The sequence below is a fragment of the Peptostreptococcus canis genome, from assembly GCF_014229965.1.
GTDB lineage: Bacteria > Bacillota > Clostridia > Peptostreptococcales > Peptostreptococcaceae > Peptostreptococcus > Peptostreptococcus canis.
Map to the genome: position 1 here is coordinate 346,620 of NZ_JABGBW010000002.1, position 19,262 is coordinate 365,881.

The 19,262-nt window shown below is 28.7% G+C and carries 13 protein-coding genes; all 13 read right to left on the reverse strand.

Features of this window, described 5'->3' with window-relative positions:
* Nucleotides 1-608: 608 nt before the first annotated feature.
* Complete coding sequence (locus HLB29_RS04610) at nt 609-1,181, reverse strand: YdcF family protein (protein WP_185623977.1); 573 nt, start codon at nt 1,179-1,181, stop codon at nt 609-611.
* Nucleotides 1,182-1,237: 56 nt separating this feature from the next.
* Complete coding sequence (locus tag HLB29_RS04615) at nt 1,238-2,209, reverse strand: LCP family protein (protein ID WP_185623978.1); 972 nt, start codon at nt 2,207-2,209, stop codon at nt 1,238-1,240.
* 164 nt (nt 2,210-2,373) lie between these two features.
* A complete protein-coding gene (locus tag HLB29_RS04620) occupies nt 2,374-3,273 on the reverse strand; it encodes a sensor histidine kinase (protein ID WP_185623979.1) in 900 nt (299 codons plus the stop codon).
* Nucleotides 3,274-3,702: 429 nt separating this feature from the next.
* Complete coding sequence (locus HLB29_RS04625) at nt 3,703-4,437, reverse strand: LytR/AlgR family response regulator transcription factor (RefSeq protein WP_185623980.1); 735 nt, start codon at nt 4,435-4,437, stop codon at nt 3,703-3,705.
* A 736-nt stretch (nt 4,438-5,173) separates the two neighbouring features.
* Nucleotides 5,174-6,913, reverse strand: a complete 1,740-nt coding sequence (locus HLB29_RS04630) for a cell wall-binding repeat-containing protein (RefSeq protein ID WP_185623981.1) — start codon at nt 6,911-6,913, stop codon at nt 5,174-5,176.
* Nucleotides 6,914-7,097: 184 nt separating this feature from the next.
* Entirely contained in the window at nt 7,098-9,221 is a 2,124-nt protein-coding gene (locus HLB29_RS04635) for a hypothetical protein (protein WP_185623982.1), read from the reverse strand.
* 354 nt (nt 9,222-9,575) lie between these two features.
* Nucleotides 9,576-9,764: a transposase gene (locus HLB29_RS09675; RefSeq protein WP_408635105.1), complete on the reverse strand. Its 189-nt coding sequence runs from the start codon at nt 9,762-9,764 to the stop codon at nt 9,576-9,578.
* A 199-nt stretch (nt 9,765-9,963) separates the two neighbouring features.
* On the reverse strand, nt 9,964-10,365 hold the full coding sequence (locus HLB29_RS09680; RefSeq protein ID WP_243155083.1) for a transposase family protein: 402 nt from the start codon (nt 10,363-10,365) through the stop codon (nt 9,964-9,966).
* Nucleotides 10,366-10,517: 152 nt separating this feature from the next.
* Nucleotides 10,518-11,867 carry an alanine/glycine:cation symporter family protein gene (locus HLB29_RS04645; RefSeq protein WP_185623983.1) on the reverse strand — a complete coding sequence of 450 codons (1,350 nt, stop codon included), beginning with the start codon at nt 11,865-11,867 and terminating at the stop codon, nt 10,518-10,520.
* Nucleotides 11,868-11,987: 120 nt separating this feature from the next.
* Entirely contained in the window at nt 11,988-14,138 is a 2,151-nt protein-coding gene (locus tag HLB29_RS04650) for a family 10 glycosylhydrolase (RefSeq protein ID WP_185623984.1), read from the reverse strand.
* 357 nt (nt 14,139-14,495) lie between these two features.
* On the reverse strand, nt 14,496-15,950 hold the full coding sequence (locus HLB29_RS04655; protein ID WP_207719516.1) for a C40 family peptidase: 1,455 nt from the start codon (nt 15,948-15,950) through the stop codon (nt 14,496-14,498).
* Nucleotides 15,951-16,199: 249 nt separating this feature from the next.
* A complete protein-coding gene (gene murJ / locus HLB29_RS04660) occupies nt 16,200-17,753 on the reverse strand; it encodes a murein biosynthesis integral membrane protein MurJ (RefSeq protein WP_185623985.1) in 1,554 nt (517 codons plus the stop codon).
* Between the two features lie 53 nt (nt 17,754-17,806).
* Nucleotides 17,807-19,261, reverse strand: coding sequence for a polysaccharide biosynthesis protein (locus tag HLB29_RS04665; RefSeq protein ID WP_243155084.1), 1,455 nt, complete (start codon nt 19,259-19,261; stop codon nt 17,807-17,809).
* Nucleotide 19,262 lies beyond the last annotated feature (1 nt).

Below are 19,262 nucleotides of genomic sequence, written 5' to 3' on the forward strand. Positions count from 1 at the left end.
TTTATTTTAATCTTCTATTCCATTCTACACCATTTATCATTAGAATGCAAAAATGAGAAAAAATCGGATAGTGTCAAGTTTTTGTGGATTTTTTTATTGACATCAACTCCAAAATATATTTTTTACTGCACCAATTTCATTTATGAAGGTTTGAGTTGCACTAGCTGAATCAAATATTAACGATTCACCATCAAGTATACTCATTATTTTTATATAGAAAAACATGTCAATTCTGTTGTATAATAAAGTCGCTTAAAACCAAATAACAAGGGAGAATTGACATGACATCTACAAATATTATAGCAAAAATAACTTAAATTCACGATATAAACATGGAATTTGATGAAAAATTCTTTAAAACTAAAATTTTTAGAGGTATCGAACATACAATCAATTAGAAGAAAATTAACATATAAACCAGCTTTTTATTGCCATTGTAATAAAGAAAATAAAGATCATGGTATTATCAAAAAGTGAAACCAAACTACGAACATCTTGATAGGACAATTTAAGTTGCGTATGTAGATGCTCTATATTTTTCAGTAAAAGATTCCGGTATAGTAAAAAAGTTGGCTACCTATATACCCCTTTTTATTCATACAATAAAATTATTTATCTATAATGAATGATTTAACCAATGCTAATGATTCCCTTAAATAAGATTTAAGAAAAACTGATTTTGGGGTTTTAGCAGGTAAACCATAAGGCTCAAATCCATTTCTGCCAGCCAAAATTTTAGCCCTATATATATGATACTTATTAGATACTACATTGATCTTAATATTACCTTTTTTGTCTATTAGTTTTCTTGCAAATTTAAAATTTTCATTTGTATTAGTTGATTTATCTTCAACCATGATTCTAGAGCCATCAACTCCATTTTTTAAAAAATAGTTTTTTATTGCTATCGCTTCCGGTATTTTTTCATCATTGCCTTGTCCGCCAGTGGCAATCAAGATAGTGTTGGGATATTGCTTCATTTTCTCTAAAGCAATATCCATTCTATATTTTAAAGATTTCGATGGTCTGTCACCATGAAGTTTTGCACCTAATACTATTATATAATTTGCGTCATCTGAATAATTATTTCTGCCTCCTACTATAATAATAGCTTCTAAAATTACTATAAAAACTATTATGGCAAATATAATTATCTTTAAAAATAAAATTAAGCTTTTCATGGCATCTCCTTATTTCGTAATATATGCTAGACAATGAATAATCTAGTGATTTTATGTTATTTATTTCCAAATTCAATATCATTAAATATAAAGTCTTTCAAAAACTTCACTGACTCGGGTTCATATCTAAGTACCCAACCGTAGTTTCCATAGATGCCCCCAGTTGTATATCTTGGTGATGATACAATAGGAAATTCCATTTGTTTGATATTGTCAGTACCAAGCATAAGCATTTTTATTCCATATCTCATCATTTCCGGAGTTTTCATATTGGTGCTTATATATGGTGCTGCAGCCTTAACAATAAATGGATACTTGTATTTAGGAGCAGATTTTATTTCCTTAATTAAGTTTGAAACAATTATTCTCTGTCTGTTATCCCTGTCAAATGCACTGTCATTTTTTCTAATTCTAGCATATGAAAGGGCCTGATAACCATTAAGTTTTTGCTCTCCAGCATTAGTTAAAAGTTGCATTTCACCTTTATCTTTATTTTCGCTCCATTTATATGTTTCAGGTATAAATTTATTCATTTCTAACATTTCACTTTCAGAAACATCAACTGTTACACCACCGATTGAGTCTATAATAGCAATAAATGACTGGAAATTAATTAACATAAAATCATTTATATCTATTTCAAAATTTTCTTCTATTGTTTTTATAAGTAAATCTTCTTTACCAAATGCATATGCATGTGTTAGTTTTGAATATCCGTGTCCCGGAATATTTACTAATGTATCCCTTGCTAAAGACGTGATTTTTATGTCATCATGTACTTTGTCAATTGTAAGTATCATCATAGAATCTGTTCTAGATACTTTTTCTCCGGGTCTGGCATCGGATCCCATTATAAGTATATTATTTATCCCATCTTTATTAGTATGAGAATAGTCATCCAATGTGTCTGTATTTATACTTGAATCATGGAAATCACCCAGAAATTTTGAAGTAAGAGCAAATCCGGCTATCGGTAGCACTAATACTAATACAAGAAGAAAAAGTACAAACCTCCTAAGTTTAGACATCTTTTTCACCTTCCTTTCGATTATTGTGTTATCTTATACTATCTTAAAAAGTTTAAATTTTCCATAATTAACTAAATGATAGTATAATAATTAATATAAGCAGATTTGCTCTAAAACATTTCAGTACATCAGTAATATTTTATAGATTATTTAAAAATTTGAAGTTAAAATTTTAATAAAATTTTAACTTCAAATTCTTTAGAATCATAATTTATATCCATATTTCCATTGTATTTTTCTACGATTATTCTCACTGATTTCAATCCTTGTCCCATACCATCATGAGTTGTAGACATAAATATATTATTTTTTACTATTATTTTATTTGTATGTGTATTATTAATTTGGATAGCAATAATATTTTCAGATGTTTGTCCAATTTTTAGTGTTATCTTTTTATTATCTTCATGTACATTTCGAAGAGCATTCATTGCATTTTCTAGTAAATTTCCTAGCAGTACACAAAAATCAATATCATCTATAGGAATATTATTATTCAATTTTACAAAAAAGTCTGTAAAAATACCATATTCATAGAATAGAGTTTTATAATGAGAAAGTATGGAATTTAGTGCAAAACTAGAAGTATAATGTAAAAAAGGTGTTTCAATATTTTTGCTATATTTGTAAATATAATTTTTTAAATCATCAAATTTATTTTTTTTAGCTAAATTAGAAATAGTTATTATATTATGCCTAAAATCATGTCTTAGCCGACTGGTTTCTTGTAGATACCGTTGAAGTTGCCTAAATTGTTCTGTTTGAATATCAAAATAAGCTGTTTTTTCTTGCAGATTTTTATTTTCAACTAAGTTTTTTACATATAAATAAAACATAATATATAAAAGTAGAATTACACAAAATGATGAAAATAAAACTAAAGTATATATTTTAAAAAATCTTCCTATGTATGCGTTTTTGTGTTCATAAAATATTAAAAATCTAGATATAAAAGCAAAAAAAAGTGGAAATAATGAAGCAAAAAACCAAATTTTTTCATTTTCAAAATTCACTATCATCCAACCAAGATATTTTTTAGCAGGTATAAAAAATACTGCTATCAAAAATACTTCAAAAATAATCTGATAAATAGTTAGTTTAATATTGAAAATAAGAGAAAAAGCATTACCAGATGGATATAAAATTACACCTAAATAGTTGTAAAATAAAAAACTTAGACCACCGATAAGGCAAGCGGTTGAGAAAATAAATAAGAGCCTTGGTCTAGGAATGTCAAAGTCTTTCGAATAAACATTAAAAAAATAAAGCATGAAAAATACAAAAACTATAAAATATGAAATTGTTTTAAAAAATAAAAAAACACAAAAAATAAATGCTATTGCAAATAGAAAATGAAAAAATAGATTTATAAAAATTTTTTTTGTGTCTGTTTTTCTGTATTTATAAATAGGAATATAACAAAAAAAAGCTAAAGGTATAATTATAATATTACCTAAAGTAGCATAAAAGCTGTTTATAATATTTTCCATATATTATTCCTCCATTTTCATTAATTTTTCAAATTGATAATCATTATATTTTTTTAATATTGACATACGGTCTTTTCTTCTTACAGAAAATGTATTTTTGTTATCTGTAATAAAAACATTGCTATCAGCATATTTTACAAAATCCATATTAAGCAGTACACCTCTATTTATCAATATAAAATTAGAATAAATTTTCAAAGACTCATATATACTAATAAATGTAATTCTATATTTGAGTTCAAAACCATTTTTTAGAACTATTATTATATTTTTATCGTTAGATATAATGTACTGTATAGTTGATATTTTTATTTGTATTTTTTGTTTTCCGACAGAAAATTTTAGAGTAATATTTTGCTTTTTTATTTGCAAAAGCGAATCTAGTAGTAGTTTTTCTATTTTTTCATAAGTAATATCATCTTTTATAATATAATCAAAACAGTTGTGTGTTTTTACTGCTCTCCATATATCTTCATAACTTGATGTAAAATAAATTATAAGTGGCTTATAATTATCTTTTATGATTTGTTCTGATGTTTCTATACCATCCATTTCATTCATATAAATATCCATAAATACAATTTGATAATTATTTTTACTTATATCTTCCAAAAATTTTTCTCCAGAGTCAAAATGTTTATAATTTATTTGAATTAAGTTTTTTATGCTAAATTTATCTAATATTTTTTTTAATATATTTGCTTCATATTTATTATCTTCAACAATAGCAATATTCATATCTTCTCTCCCTGTTTTCAATCTTTTATATAGTACTTATTTTGATTATCTACAAATGTAAATATATATATAATATTTTAACTTATTTTTGAGTAAAAATTCTTAATTAATTACTGTTTTTTACGACAAAAAAAAACGATTTACGACAAAAATATTATTATATTAATTAAATAAAGATTTATTATATGATAATATGGAATATTATATTATTTGTATTGCCAGACGAAGTATATAAAGTGTTAGTATAAATAAAAACACATCAAATAATAAAAAATAGTGGTTCTTTCTCAACTAGAGTTGATGAATAAAATCTGAAATCTATGTGGCAGCATCTTGGGTACATATAGTATCCAAGATGCTACCTTTTTTAATAATACTAACTCTTTTTATGTTTATTTAACTTGAAAATATCAGTTCTTTAGAGTGTACAGAATTTTTTCTGTAAATTAGTCTTCTATGGCTAATCTACCGATTAAGCAATTTTTTAAATTTAATTATTTACTACAGGAGGAGATAGAAAAAATCTAACTCTCCTTTTTTTATAATATAACTTAATTTTTTGTATGTCAAATAAAAACTAGATACTTTAATACAAGTATATGAAAAAACCGATCTCTCAACCGTTAGATTTTTTGGTTTAACTTTTGAGGATCGGTCCAATTATCATAGGAGGATTTTTGTTATGGAATGAAAGAATGTATGGGTGCTAGAAATATATTTAAAAAATATAAAATCATTACTTAAATATTGCTTCAATAACTAATTTTTCTACCTCATTAGATATCACACTTTCTCCTCCAATTATTTTGTAATTTTTCACCTTATTATCATTTATGTAATTAATAATCCATGGATTTAATTTGTTTTTCGTTGTTAATAAAATTGGATTTGATTCAATACCAGATATAGCTGCTATTGAAAGGGAATCTGCAAATAACTCACCACTAGCAATGAATACTTCTCTTGGATTTCTATATGCTTTTGCTGCCATTAAGTACGCAGTTTGATACCTATCTATTCCACCTACTCTCTCTGTTGGCATTTTTTTACTTAAGTATTTGGCTATTTCTTCTGAGACAGAATTTTTACCACCGCATATTAGATTATTTTTATAATTTTCTCCATCAATATACAATTTAACTGGTTCTGGTAATTTAGTTTTTTTAGTCAACAAAATAGGTATTGCATCTCTTGAAGCTATATTAGCTGCTGAAATTGCATCTGGAAAATTTTCTCCATCTGCAATAATAAAACTGTTGGCATCTCTATTTTTAATCTTTACTACTTTTGATATTTTAACAGATGTATCATATCTATCAACTCCACTTACTCTTTCCACTTCGATACTATTTCCAATTATCTTTTCTGATACTAACCCACTAACCGAATCAGTGCCACCACATATAATTACTTTTTTTGCACCTAATCTTTTCAATTCTTGAATTGTATCATCAGTTATAGAATTTTTATATGTATATAATATAGGTGATTTCAATAATTTTGCATATGGTACTGCGGATAAAATATCTGCATATTTATGAGCATTTGCAACTATTACAGTGTCAACATCATTAAAATACTTTTTTGATATTTCAATAGATGTATCTATCCTATCTCTACCGCTGATTCTGTAACTTCCTTGGGCATTCCTAATAATCAACTTATAACCCGTTTCTGCATTCCCGGTTAATTCATATCTATATTTATTATCATTCAATTCAATGCCTAATTTATAATTTTCGAAATCTTTTTTATCAATTATATTATCAAAACTATTACTTTCTATATAACCATCGAAGCCAGTACCTGCTCTTAAATATATGGTTTTACTCTCTTTAGGTAATTTTATATCATCAATTATATTATCATCTTCATCAACAGTAGAAAACTTATTAACTCCATTTGCATAATTTACTTTAATCTCAGGTCTATCATGAGTTTTTTTATCACCATCATTCCAAATAACATCTACTTTAGTATTAGCTATCGAATACACCACTAATGTAGTATTGATACCATTTTCATCTTCGCTAGTTTCAATAGTTTCTCTCAAGTTTATTGCAAATTCAGAGTTATCATTAAGAACTTTTGTATAATATTTAATTCTTTCTCCATCTCTTGTCTTGTTTGGCAAATTAATAGATTCTGTTAATTTGTCTTTTGATAATGCAATATCTTGCTCACTTATAAGTATATCTGAATCATTAGAAATGTCCTTATATCCATATATTTTTAATTTTATAGGTTCAGAAAACTCCTTTAAAGCCTTCCAATCAAGCTTGAAATTATATCTATCTTCTAAAGTTTTGTTAATGTTTTTTTTACTATTCTCAGGAGATAATCTGTACATAATATCCGATTCATTCATTCTATCATTATGCGATTTGATTTCAATAAATTGTGCATTACTAATCATAGGTGTTACATTCACAGTAATTGCAGTAGCCATTGCAACCGATAAATATTTTTTCTTCATTATTTCACCTCTTTTTTATCTAATTCCATTTTTTTATTTTTACAGATCAACACTTACAATTAATCATCTTAAATAAAATTAAACACTAAAAAGTTCCACTAAAAAAGTAGAACTTTTTAGGTATAAATTCAATCTTATTACTTTTTGCTAAAAATAAATATATACTATTTTATATGAAGCATAATTATTTTATTATAAATCTTAATGTTTTAGAAACTCCAAAACCTTCTTTTTCTGCATATACTTCTATTTTATCTTTTGTTTTTAACTTGTAGGCTTTTCCATTAAATTTTAATTTAATATTGAAACCATCTTCATCAGCTATTGAAGTATATGTTGATTGAGTGTATTTGCTTCCATTTCTGTATACTTTCACAGTTACAAGTGAATCTCTCAATGCCTTTCCTTTAATACGAGTGGCACCACTTGTTGGCTTTATTACACTTACACTAGGAACTCTTTTTGTAACTTCAATGTTAAAATCTAATTGTTTGCCATTTTTAGATATTCTGATTTTATTATCATCCACTCTAAGCTTTTCATTTATACTCTTTCTATCACCTTTTTTATTTATAATTTCAAAGTCAAAGTTTTTTTTCACTAATTTATCATATTTCATGACTTTTTTATTTCCATATTTATCAATTAAAAGAAGCTCTAATCGACTCAAATCAGCTCTTTCAAACTCATTATATTTTGTTTTTGGATATTCTTTTAACTTTATATTTTTCAATTCTTCAAATTTAAAATCACTTGGCACATATTTAAATTCGATTACATTGTTACTCAAGTTCAATGTCAAAGTTTTTATTTTATTGAAAGAGTCTAAAAGTTTATAACCTGGTAGTTCAACAGCTTCCTCTTCAATATTTTCACCAAATTTTTTATTGTAAACGTTTTTTTCAGTTGCTACTTGCTTTCCTTCTTGGTTAATATACTTAACACTATAAGACACTACTTTAGGCACATAATACACTTTAAATATATTTTTTGGATAATCAACAACAATCATTTTCTTTAAAATATTATTCGGATTCGACTTGTCAAATTCATATCCATAAATTTCCTGCGAACTAGCTTCTAGTGGAGTTACTTCCTTTTCCTCATCGGTAACACCATCTGTAAAGTTTTCTGTTTTAACTAATTTATCCGTACCATCAAATGTAATTATATGATGCTCTACAGAATAGCTTATATCACTTTCTGAAGCAAAATTAGCTGTTAATTCTAAATCACTTTCTATACTTGCATCATCACTAGGTAAACCGTTAGCATTTACATTACTTGGATTCATAGTTCCACTTAATGTCCACCCTACAAATTTATATCCTTTCTTTGCTACCGGTTTCGGTAATGTTATATCACCAAATTTAGTACCAAACTTCACATTATTAATATTGATATCACCATTCAAGGTACCTTTATTAATATCATTAGACTTCACATTAATATTGTATAGTTTCACTAATTTTAACCTATGTACCATACCATTTTTTTCTGGCACTATGATAGCATCGTAATTACTATTTTTTAATAACTCGTTATCATGTACCTTTATATTAATTTTTTGTTCCTTTATTTTTGTCTCATCTTTAACTACTTCAAAACTGTCACTCTTTATTTTACCGCCAAAATCTTCTCTAAAAGTAAATGAACTATTATTTTCTGTAGGAACAAATGCATCAGAATCTTCGGTATATGAATCATTTTGTACTCTTCCTTTATCATAATACAAATCCATACCTAAATTATTTGGTCTAGATGAATAATCATTTATATTATCTTTCCATTCAACATAAACCCTAGGATTAGCAATTGTTTCTAAAGAAAATCTAAATACGTTCTTTTTATTCAAAAACTTAGGCTGAAGATATCCTACTATATCAGCCATTCTTTCCTTATTATTTTCATCAACAGGAGTAATTTCCCATTTTAATTTTCCAGCTTCTTCTTTGTCCTCCAGAAATTTACCAGGTAATTTAATACTGGCATGCGGACTACTACCCTTTCTTACAATAACTTCTCTTTGCCCAAAATCTTTATCGGATACTTCATCTGAATCATAAGATGAATCATCTTCAGTAACTCTCAACTTAACTTTAAATTCATCATGCCCTTTAAAAACATCCTTACAATTAAATTTTACTGTACAATCCTTTGTAATTTCACTGGCCTTCGCTACGAAGCTATTAATATAAATAGTTGAATGTGGTATCAAATTTGCAGCTTTTGTAATAAATGGCGTTCCCATTATTATAGTACCTGATAATAATACAGTTGTAATTTTTTTTTGATAACTTTTTTTCATAAGTTAACCTCCTAAAATAAAAATAATTAAATAATACAAACAAAATAATATAGCAATAAGATTTTTGACTTAAAATAAAATTAAAATTATTAGTTTATATATAAGTGTACAATTAGAAGTACATAATTAATCATAAATAATAATGTCACTATCTTATTACTTAATTTATTTTTCATTTGATATTTTACACTTAAATATATATTTAAAAAATACTTTTGGCATAAAATCACCATTTTAGTCGTGAATAGCAATACAATTAATATTTTTGTTATGCTTACTACATTATTTCACCTTTGGTGGATAAATTTTTGGTTCTATGTCAAATAACGTTGATGATAAATTTAATCAATAAAATTATGCGGCAGCATCCATAACAAATGATGTGTTATGGATGCTGCCCTTATATTTTTCCATAAGTAAAATTCTTAATCTAAAATTTCTAAAATTGGAATATCCGAAGGATATCCTTTTAATCACTTTAATCTTGTTGTTCTTCCCCTCAACCATACCATTTGTATACTGATATTTCAATGCATTCAACACATATCCTCCCAAGTCAGATAGAGTTTTTATGCTTTTTTAAAACAGTCCGGTATTTCATTTTTATTAGTATTTAGAATCCATCTAAACATTTCTATGTTTTTCTTTTCAATACTTAAAATGAATTTCTGATAAAATTGATAGACTTCTCTTTTTGTAGGTGATATTTTCAATATATCATTTAAAATATCCGCACTACATGTTACCTTGCAATAAGACTCATAGATTTCATCTCACATAAGTTTAAAACTATTAATTTTTTTACATCTCTTGATATGAAACAGCCTTTATCAGTCAACGGAGTTTCAGCCATAAACGTTGCTTCGCAGTGCTTACAGTAGAACCTTTGTTTTTTTATAATAAGCAATAGAGGATTCACATTTACTCTGTTAAAAAGAACCTTTACGGTTTGGCTACCATTTTTAACAATATCGTATTTTTCGTTTTTACATCGACATTTTGGACAATAGTTAGGAGTGTATGTAAGTCTACCACTTAAAACTGTATACTCAACTCCTTTAATTATTTTTTTGCTATTTCCTAAAATTTCTAAATTTGTATCGTTAATTCCCAAAATTTCTGTTATACTAGTTTTTGAACACATGTCACATCTCCTTGTTTGTTTTTTTAGGCGATTAAATTATACAACAGATTTGACATGCTGTTCTTTTTTTGGCAAAAAAATATGCGTTGAGAGAGAAAAAATTTCTCTCATCAACGCTATATATTATAGAACCATTATTTTTTTGTAATATATTATAAAATATGTCTTTCTTCTGCTGAAATCATGGCTTTTTTAACCAGTTTAGATAATCCAACAAGACCAATTACGTTTGGTATTACCATGATAGCATTAAACATATCTGCCAATTCCCATACAAGATCAACTTTCAAAGTAGTTCCCAATACTATAAATATTAAAACTATTACTCTAAATATATTAAGTGATTTCTCACCGAATAGATAAGTTACATTTGCTTCTGCAAAGAAGTACCAACCTATTATTGTCGAGAAAGCAAAGAATAATAATGCAATAGCAACAAATATTATTCCCAAAGAACCAAATCCTATTTCAAATGCTTTTTGTGTAACGGCAATACCTGACAAGCCAGATACATTTGCTCCTGTAGCTATTATTACCAATGCAGTTACATTCAAAACTATAAATGTATCTATAAATACACCAACTATTGCGACCAACCCCTGTTGAGTAGGATCATCAACCTTAGCAACAGCATGAGCATGTGGAGTCGAACCCATACCGGCTTCATTAGAGAATAATCCTCTGGCTACACCATATCTTATAGTATCTTTAACTGCAACACCTGCTGCACCACCAAGTACGGCATTTGGATTAAATGCCCCAACAAATATCTGTCTAAATGCATCTCCAGTTTTTGCACCCATAATAAATAATATAACAATGCCTCCAACTATATAGAAAGCTGCCATAATAGGAACCAGTTTTTCAGTGAAAGAAGCTATTCTTCCTATACCACCAATAAATATAAATCCTGCTATTATCGCCAATATTATACCTATGATTAATGGATTTATATGGAAAGCAGCTTCAAAAGCAGATCCGATTGAGTTTGCCTGAACCATATTCCCTATGAATCCTAGTGCAATTATTATAGATACAGCAAAGAAAGAAGATAAAAATTTACTATTCATTCCATATCTTAGATAGTAGGCAGGTCCACCTGTTATTTGCCCATTTACTTCTTTTTTAAATGTCTGAGCAAGCACTGCCTCAGCAAATATAGTGGCCATACCAAAAAATGCACTTATCCACATCCAAAATATTGCTCCAGGTCCACCAGATACAATTGCTGTTGCTGCACCAGCTAAATTCCCGGTACCAACTTGAGCTGCAATTGCTGTTGCAAGCGACTGGAATGAAGTCATACCATCTTTACCGGCCTTCTCACCACTTAATGAAAAACCACCAAATGCCTGTTTAAAAGCTGTACCAAATTTTCTTATCTGTATTCCTCTTAAATTAAATGTAAAAAAAATACCGCAACCTACAAGAACAAAGATAAGAACTTTTCCCCATAAAATTCCATTTATGGCTTGTACTATTTCCAATAATCCTCCGTTCATTGGTAAACACCCCCAAGTATTAAATATTTATATTATTCGGTTATACCGATTAATATCCGGTTAGATTAAATACTTACTGACTACAAAATATAAACTTACCATTACTTGGGGGCATATCTTCTATTTCATTTCGCCACCAAGCAATCTATGAATTATACTATATGAATTTTGGTTTATATTTCCACCTACTTTATAAAGCAAACTAACAGCCCTAGGTTCCAAAATATTTCTTTGATACTGAGAAACGCTATTTCCAGCTAATATTATAGGGGAATTATTTTTTTGTGCAAACACACTTACAGTTATTGCATCTATTGGTGCATCACTTCTAGTTACAAATGCCTTTGAAGAAAATTTTTCTTTGTAAAAATCTTCTATTACTTTAGAATTGGTTTCAATTCTATTACTTCCATGTATTCTTTTTCCATTCAGATTTATACCTAAAGAATTTTCTATTTTCTTTATTACATTATCAGATAGCACGCTTGTACCACCTATAAAATATATATTCTTAATATTATTATTCTTTAAATAATTTATATTTTCGTTGCTTATATTATTTTTAGAAGAAATAATGATAGGAGCTCTTTCCTTACCTGCTTTTGCGGAAATAGACAATGCATCCACAAGAGCTTCTTCGCTCGCTATATATGCCGTACTAGCTCCATCTAATCTCTTAGCAATTGCATTTGAAACAATCTGAGGGTTAGAACTATTTATTCTATCCACTGTAATTCCACTAATCATAGATGTTATTCTTCTGGAATCTACTTCAGTTATAGATTTTTTATCTCCTACTATTATTAATTTTTTTGCTTTTAACCTCTTTATTTCATTTATAGTGCTATTGCTTATTTTACCACCAAATTTTAATAATATAGGTGCATCCATTTTAGACGCTAAGGTACTAGATGCAACGGCATTTAATAATTCTTCTCCGTTTACCAATACAACAGAATCAGCTTTATTTTTCCAGCTTTTTTGAGATATCTTTACTGCTGTTTCTGCTCTATTGCGACCGGACATCTGATTTTGATACGGAAGCCTTACACCAGGTTTAGAAGGTTGATTTCCTTGATTTCCAGAATTCTGATTACCTTGATTATTTAAATATAGAGATTTAAGATCATTATATACCTGACTTATATTAACTATATCTTTTGCCGAAAAATATATGCTTCCTTTGACATCCGGATATTTTCTATTTATTTGAATCTGTCTTTTTATTTGGGCAGCGACATTTTCGCCTCCATATTCACTTTGGCCATTTTTATATATACCTTGACCAATATATAAATCTACATTTGTACCTCTCACTTGTTCAGACCACCATTTAACTAATGTTTCATAGTCTGCAACAGGATGTCCTATTCTCCAATATACCTGTGGTACAACATAATCTACTAATCCGTTTTTAATCCAGTATCTGGTATCTGCATAATGACTACTATATGATTCATTTCCACCGGTATTTGAACCACGTGGATCATTTCTTTTATTTCTCCAAATTCCTGCAGGGCTCACACCAAATACGATATTCGGATTAATCTCTCTTACAGAATCATGCACCTCTCTAATCATGGTATTTACATTTTCTCTTCTCCATGCTGATTTATCTCCTGAACCATATTTTGCATAGGATTTACTATCATTAAATCCGGCCCCCGGATAAAAATAGTCATCAAAATGTACTCCATCTATATCATAGTTATTCACTACTTCTGTAACTGTATCCACAATATATTTTCTCACTTGTGGAAGACCTGGATCATAATACCACTTTCCATTGAAATTCACAACCCAATCTCTATGAATATTAAGATAATTTGATGGTGAAGTATTGGATATATCACTGTATATACTTGCCCTATACGGATTAAACCAAGCATGTACTTTTAGTCCTCTATTATGCGACTCTCTAATAATAAAATCAAGAGGATCATACCCCGGATCTTTTCCCTGAGTTCCAGTTAAAAATCTGGACCATGGATTTATCTTAGATCTGTATATTGCATCAGATTCCGGTCTGACTTGTACAACCACTGTATTTATACCGGCTCCTTTAAGTCTGTTAATTAAGTTTATATATTCTCTTTTCTGAACTTCGGCATTTCCCCTAGAACCTTTAGATGGCCAGTCAATATTAAATACTGTGGAAATCCAAGCAGCTCTAACTTCATTTTCACTTGCTTCTACTTTATTATCAGTAGAAAATACTATTGAACCAATCAACAAAGCGATTGACATTAATATTGCAAAAAGCTTTTTCATTTTTCTTCCTCCTTAAAATTTCTACGTTATTGTACTTAATTAAGAAAAAAGGTATCCATTCAATTGATTCAAATATAAGTGACGTTTTAATTGTATTTCAATTGTATTTTATAGTTTATGATAATCGTATCTTAATGTTATCACGTATTTGATATAAAAACAACATATTTTATTTAAAAAAATAAATATTTTTTCGTTTTTTAACTTATTAAAATAGACTTATACTTTATTTACAATTAACTTATCATAATATACTTTTTATACCTTAATTCTTTTTATATTAAGTTTTAACAGCAATTTAATCATTTTCTTATTATACTTATATAAAAAAGGTGAGAAAATCTCACCTTTAAAATGCTATTCAATTACTCTTCTTGCAGTTGTGTATGAACCTAATTGTGCTATTCTTACACTTGAACCCGGTTCTGGAGCATGTATATATTTACCATTACCTATATATAATCCAACGTGATGTACTGGAGAACCCCAGAACACCATGTCACCAGGCCTTAATTGATCTCTACTTACATATCTTCCGACTCTGGCTTGATACCTTGAAACTCTTGGTAAATTTACATTCGCTCCACGACTGAAAGAATAAAGCATTAATCCGGAACAGTCAAATGTACTTGGACCAGTCGCCCCCCAGACATAAGGAGCACCTAATTTAGATTTAGCAACTGAAATTACATTTTCTATTCTTTTCTGAGATTCACTTATATAAGCCGATGAAGGTATCCATCCTTCAATTTTCCCATTTCCATTTTTAACTTTTGAATATGAACCGTTTGTAGAAACTATTTCTACTCCATTTCCTTTAATAAACTTACCTACAATTGCAGATTTATTGTCTGCATTTACTCTTATATCAATATCCCTCTGTATAACAGTAGTTTTTACTGATTTATTTAAAGCTCCGTTTGCCTCAAACTTATATGTACTGCCATCAATATACCTTATTGTATTTGAAACCATTGCACCATTTGAATCAAAGTAATAGCGTACACCATCTATAGTTCTCCACATATTTTCAGCTCTACTAAATGTATTTAAAAAGAATAGTCTGTTAGCACCGTCCTGATACCAACCACGAGCTTTTCTGCCATCCACATATTTAAACCACTTTCCGGCCTCTTTAAATATTCCATTTTTCACAAATGAACTATTTTTTTCAGAGTCCCTAAGTATTTGTGCACCTTTATTATATATTGCCTGCTGCTCAGGAGTCACTTCATTCAATCTCTTTGAGTTATCATTGGCTACCATATGACCTTGTCTATTGAATTGATATTCTTTTCCATCAATCTTAACTTTCTGGTCTCTTATCATTACACCATCTTTATTAAAATAATATCTATTACCTTTAATGGTTCTCCACATATTTTGTGGCAAAGAATATCCGTTAATAATATAATAATCAATACCTTGATATTTTATCCAACCCTTTGATTGAATATTATTTACATAAAAACGCCATTTTCCATCTTCTCTGACAAAACCATTTAGTTTTCTTGAAGAGGTTTTTATAGCCTTATCTTCAACAATTATATCTAATGAATCTAAACTACTATCATTTGGTATCTCACTATTGTCTGCTGGTGTTGCATCAGAAGCTTCTTCACTCTGAAGCTGACTATCTTCTTGTGAACTTGAAGCATCCATTATTGTTTCTTCCGATAAAATAACATTTTCGCTATTTTCATCTGCAAAAACCAATGAACTACTTATTCCCGATGCAAGCATAAATGTAGCTAAAGCTATAGACATAATCTTTTTTATTTTTTCATTTCTATTATTTCTTTTAAACTGCATCATTGCCTCCTCCATTTTATCTATATCAACAGATTCTATTTTAGCACACGATGTTACAATTTGCAAGATAAAAATTACAAATTGTAACTTTTATAGAAAAAACGTCTGTTTTCCCAGACGTTTTCCTAAAATTTTGTATTGATTTGTTACTTTTATCATTTCCCCAAATATATTTATCATCTAATTACTATATATTGTTACAAAAACAAAATGATTTTGTCATATAATGCATCATTATACCAACAAGATTTAGCTAACCTTTAATTTGGATTTCACACCATCTACAACCATATTTACTATCATTATAAATTCTTCAACTTTCATAAAGTACATTATTACAGAATATATAAATACACCTGTTAAAACACTAATTCCTAATTTTATGACATTAAATATAAAAACATCAAGAAGTAAAGAATCCAATCCAAAATAAGTAAAATGAACAACTATTCCCATTATAGCCGCTGATATTAAACATTTTACAAAAGTTATTATACTCTTCTTAGGACTAAATAATTCCACTTTTTTATTCATACTTTTGAAAAATAACATCAGTCCAATATATGAAGAAATCGCAGTTGCAAGAGCTAAACCTCTATATCCTAAAGGTCTTATCAATATCAAGTTAAGCACTATATTAAAAAATATCGCAATTACACTATTAATCGTAGGAGTTTTACTGTCTTCAAGAGAGTAAAATCCCCTTATTAAAACATCCCTTAACGCAAATGCCAATACTGCTGTCACATATATTACCAAAATACTTGCAGTCATTATTGTGTCTTTAGATGTAAATGCATTCCTCTGGAATAAAACTTCAATAACCGGTTTTGCTAGCACAATACATCCTATTACAACAGGTACAATAGAAACTATTATTACGTTCATAGTTTTTATCATACTCTCCACAAAAAGCTCCTTTTTATCACTTACCACAAGTTTTGAAAATCTTGGATACACTACTGAAAGCACTGATGTAATAAATAATGCTTGCACAAACTCATAAAGTCTACGTGCATATCCAAATGACGCAACTACAGTTGTACCTAATAATGATGCAAGTGATTCATCTATAATAGCATTTATCTGATTTGCACCTACACCTATTATTACCGGTACGATTAAAATAATCATGTCTTTCATCACAGGATCATAAATATCTATTTTTCTAGAATATTTATATCCTTCTTTGTATATAAAAGGAACTTGAAATAATGCTTTTGATGCAATTGCAAATAAGGTCCCGATTATAAGTACAATAGGATCGGTTTTAACACTTATTATTATGGAAATTATTATTATTATGCTATAAGGCATTCCAATGAAACCTGGAACGACATACCTTTTTTTTATTTGTAAATACGCCGTATATATATTTGCCAATCCCACAAAAATTATACTAGGTAAAAGTATTCTTGTATATTGAACACATATTCTATATACTTCTCCTTTGTAACCTAATGCAAATATGTTTACTAATGGTCCGGCAAATATAATTCCTATTATCGACAATATAATTCCTATTATTATTACCCCATTAATAACAGAGTTTAAAAATGACATCGCCCTTTCTTCAGAGCTATCATTGGCAAGCTTGTTATAAAGTGGTATCAAGCTAGTAGCAATAGCAGAACCAATCACGGCAAATAATACTACCGGTATTTTATTCGCTGTTGTATATATAGCAGAATACATACCTGTACCATATGCTGAGGCTAATGCACTATCGCGTATCAATCCCAAAATTTTAGAAAGTATAGTTACAATCATCAATAGGACTGTTGCTTTTGCAGCTTTTGACATAATTCTCTCCTCACAATAATACCAAAAGGTATTTTTTCTATTTCAAAAATTTTCTATATTATTCCATTTACATCTTCCGGTTTAATATAGGTTTCTACAATCTTTCTCATAAGAGGATCAACTTCTTCCTCAACTTCATTTGTAGCCACTTCTTTCAATTTATCCATCAGGAAAAATAGCTCATCTTTATTGAAAGTCTGAGGTCTTCCTATAAAAATTTTCTGATGTTCTGTATCTTTCAGACCTTCCTCTGCCATTAAAAGTTCTTCAAATAATTTTTCTCCCGGTCTTAATCCTGTATATTCTATTTTTATATCTTTATCCGGTTCAAAACCACTCAATCTAATTATATTCCTTGCTAAATCATCTATTTTAACAGGCTCTCCCATATCCAATACAAATATTTCTCCACCTTTTGCCATCCTACTGGCTTCCATAACTAAAGCCACTGCCTCGGGTATAGTCATAAAGTATCTGATAATTTCCTTATGTGTGACTGTTACAGGACCGCCCGCAGCTATTTGCTTTTTAAATAAAGGAACAACTGAACCACTACTTCCCAATACATTTCCGAACCTCACCGCCACAAATTCGGTACTACTTAAATCATTATATGTCTGCACTAACATTTCTGATAGCCTTTTAGTAGCTCCCATTATATTGGTCGGATTAACGGCTTTATCACTAGATATAAGCACAAACCTTTTGACTCTGTACTTATCTGAAACCTTTATCAAATTCAAAGTTCCAAAAACATTATTTTTTACAGCTTCTGTTTTATTATATTCCATTAGTGGAACATGCTTATGTGCTGCTGCATGAAATACGATTTCAGGTCTGTATTTGTTAAATATTACATCCAACCTTTTTTCTTCTCTTATACTTGCTATTATAACTTCAACATCCAGCGATTTTGAATACTTCATTTTTAATTCCTGTTGAATCGAATATGCATTTCCCTCAAAAAAATCAAGTATAATAAGTTTTTGAGGACAATATTTTGATATTTGTCTGCAAATTTCAGAACCTATTGTTCCTCCTCCACCAGTTACAAGTATCACTTTATCTTTAACATAGCCGTTGATTTTTTCCATATCAAGTTCAACCGGCTCTCTGCCAAGCAAATCGTCTATTTCTACATCCCTAATATTTTTAAACTCAACTTTTCCGTCAATTATTTCTGATATACTTGGTATAGTCCGGGTATGACAGTTCGTAGTTCTACAAATATCAAGAATTTCTTTTTTTCTTGTGCTGGAAATATTTGCTATAGAAAAAATGATTTCATCTATATTTTCTCTTTCGCATATGTTTATAATATCCTCAGAAGTTCCCATTACTTCATGATTATAAACCAGTTTTCCCACTAAAGTTTTATCATCATCTATTATTGCAGTTACTTCTCTTCTTAGTTTTTTAGAGTTTCTATTTATTTCATTTATAACCATTTGTGCAGCTTCTCCTGCCCCAATAATCATAACTTTAAATATTCCGTAATTATTACTCATA

Coding starts and splice junctions, on each gene's coding strand:
- HLB29_RS04615 (WP_185623978.1), bottom strand. CDS start 2,209: ATGTCTAAACTTAGGAGGTTTGTACTTTTTCTTCTTGTATTAGTATTA.
- HLB29_RS04655 (WP_207719516.1), bottom strand. CDS start 15,950: ATGCAGTTTAAAAGAAATAATAGAAATGAAAAAATAAAAAAGATTATG.
- HLB29_RS04635 (WP_185623982.1), bottom strand. CDS start 9,221: ATGAAAAAAAGTTATCAAAAAAAAATTACAACTGTATTATTATCAGGT.
- HLB29_RS04645 (WP_185623983.1), bottom strand. CDS start 11,867: ATGAACGGAGGATTATTGGAAATAGTACAAGCCATAAATGGAATTTTA.
- HLB29_RS04630 (WP_185623981.1), bottom strand. CDS start 6,913: ATGAAGAAAAAATATTTATCGGTTGCAATGGCTACTGCAATTACTGTG.
- murJ (WP_185623985.1), bottom strand. CDS start 17,753: ATGTCAAAAGCTGCAAAAGCAACAGTCCTATTGATGATTGTAACTATA.
- HLB29_RS04625 (WP_185623980.1), bottom strand. CDS start 4,437: ATGAATATTGCTATTGTTGAAGATAATAAATATGAAGCAAATATATTA.
- HLB29_RS04665 (WP_243155084.1), bottom strand. CDS start 19,261: ATGAGTAATAATTACGGAATATTTAAAGTTATGATTATTGGGGCAGGA.
- HLB29_RS04650 (WP_185623984.1), bottom strand. CDS start 14,138: ATGAAAAAGCTTTTTGCAATATTAATGTCAATCGCTTTGTTGATTGGT.
- HLB29_RS04610 (WP_185623977.1), bottom strand. CDS start 1,181: ATGAAAAGCTTAATTTTATTTTTAAAGATAATTATATTTGCCATAATA.
- HLB29_RS09680 (WP_243155083.1), bottom strand. CDS start 10,365: ATGTGTTCAAAAACTAGTATAACAGAAATTTTGGGAATTAACGATACA.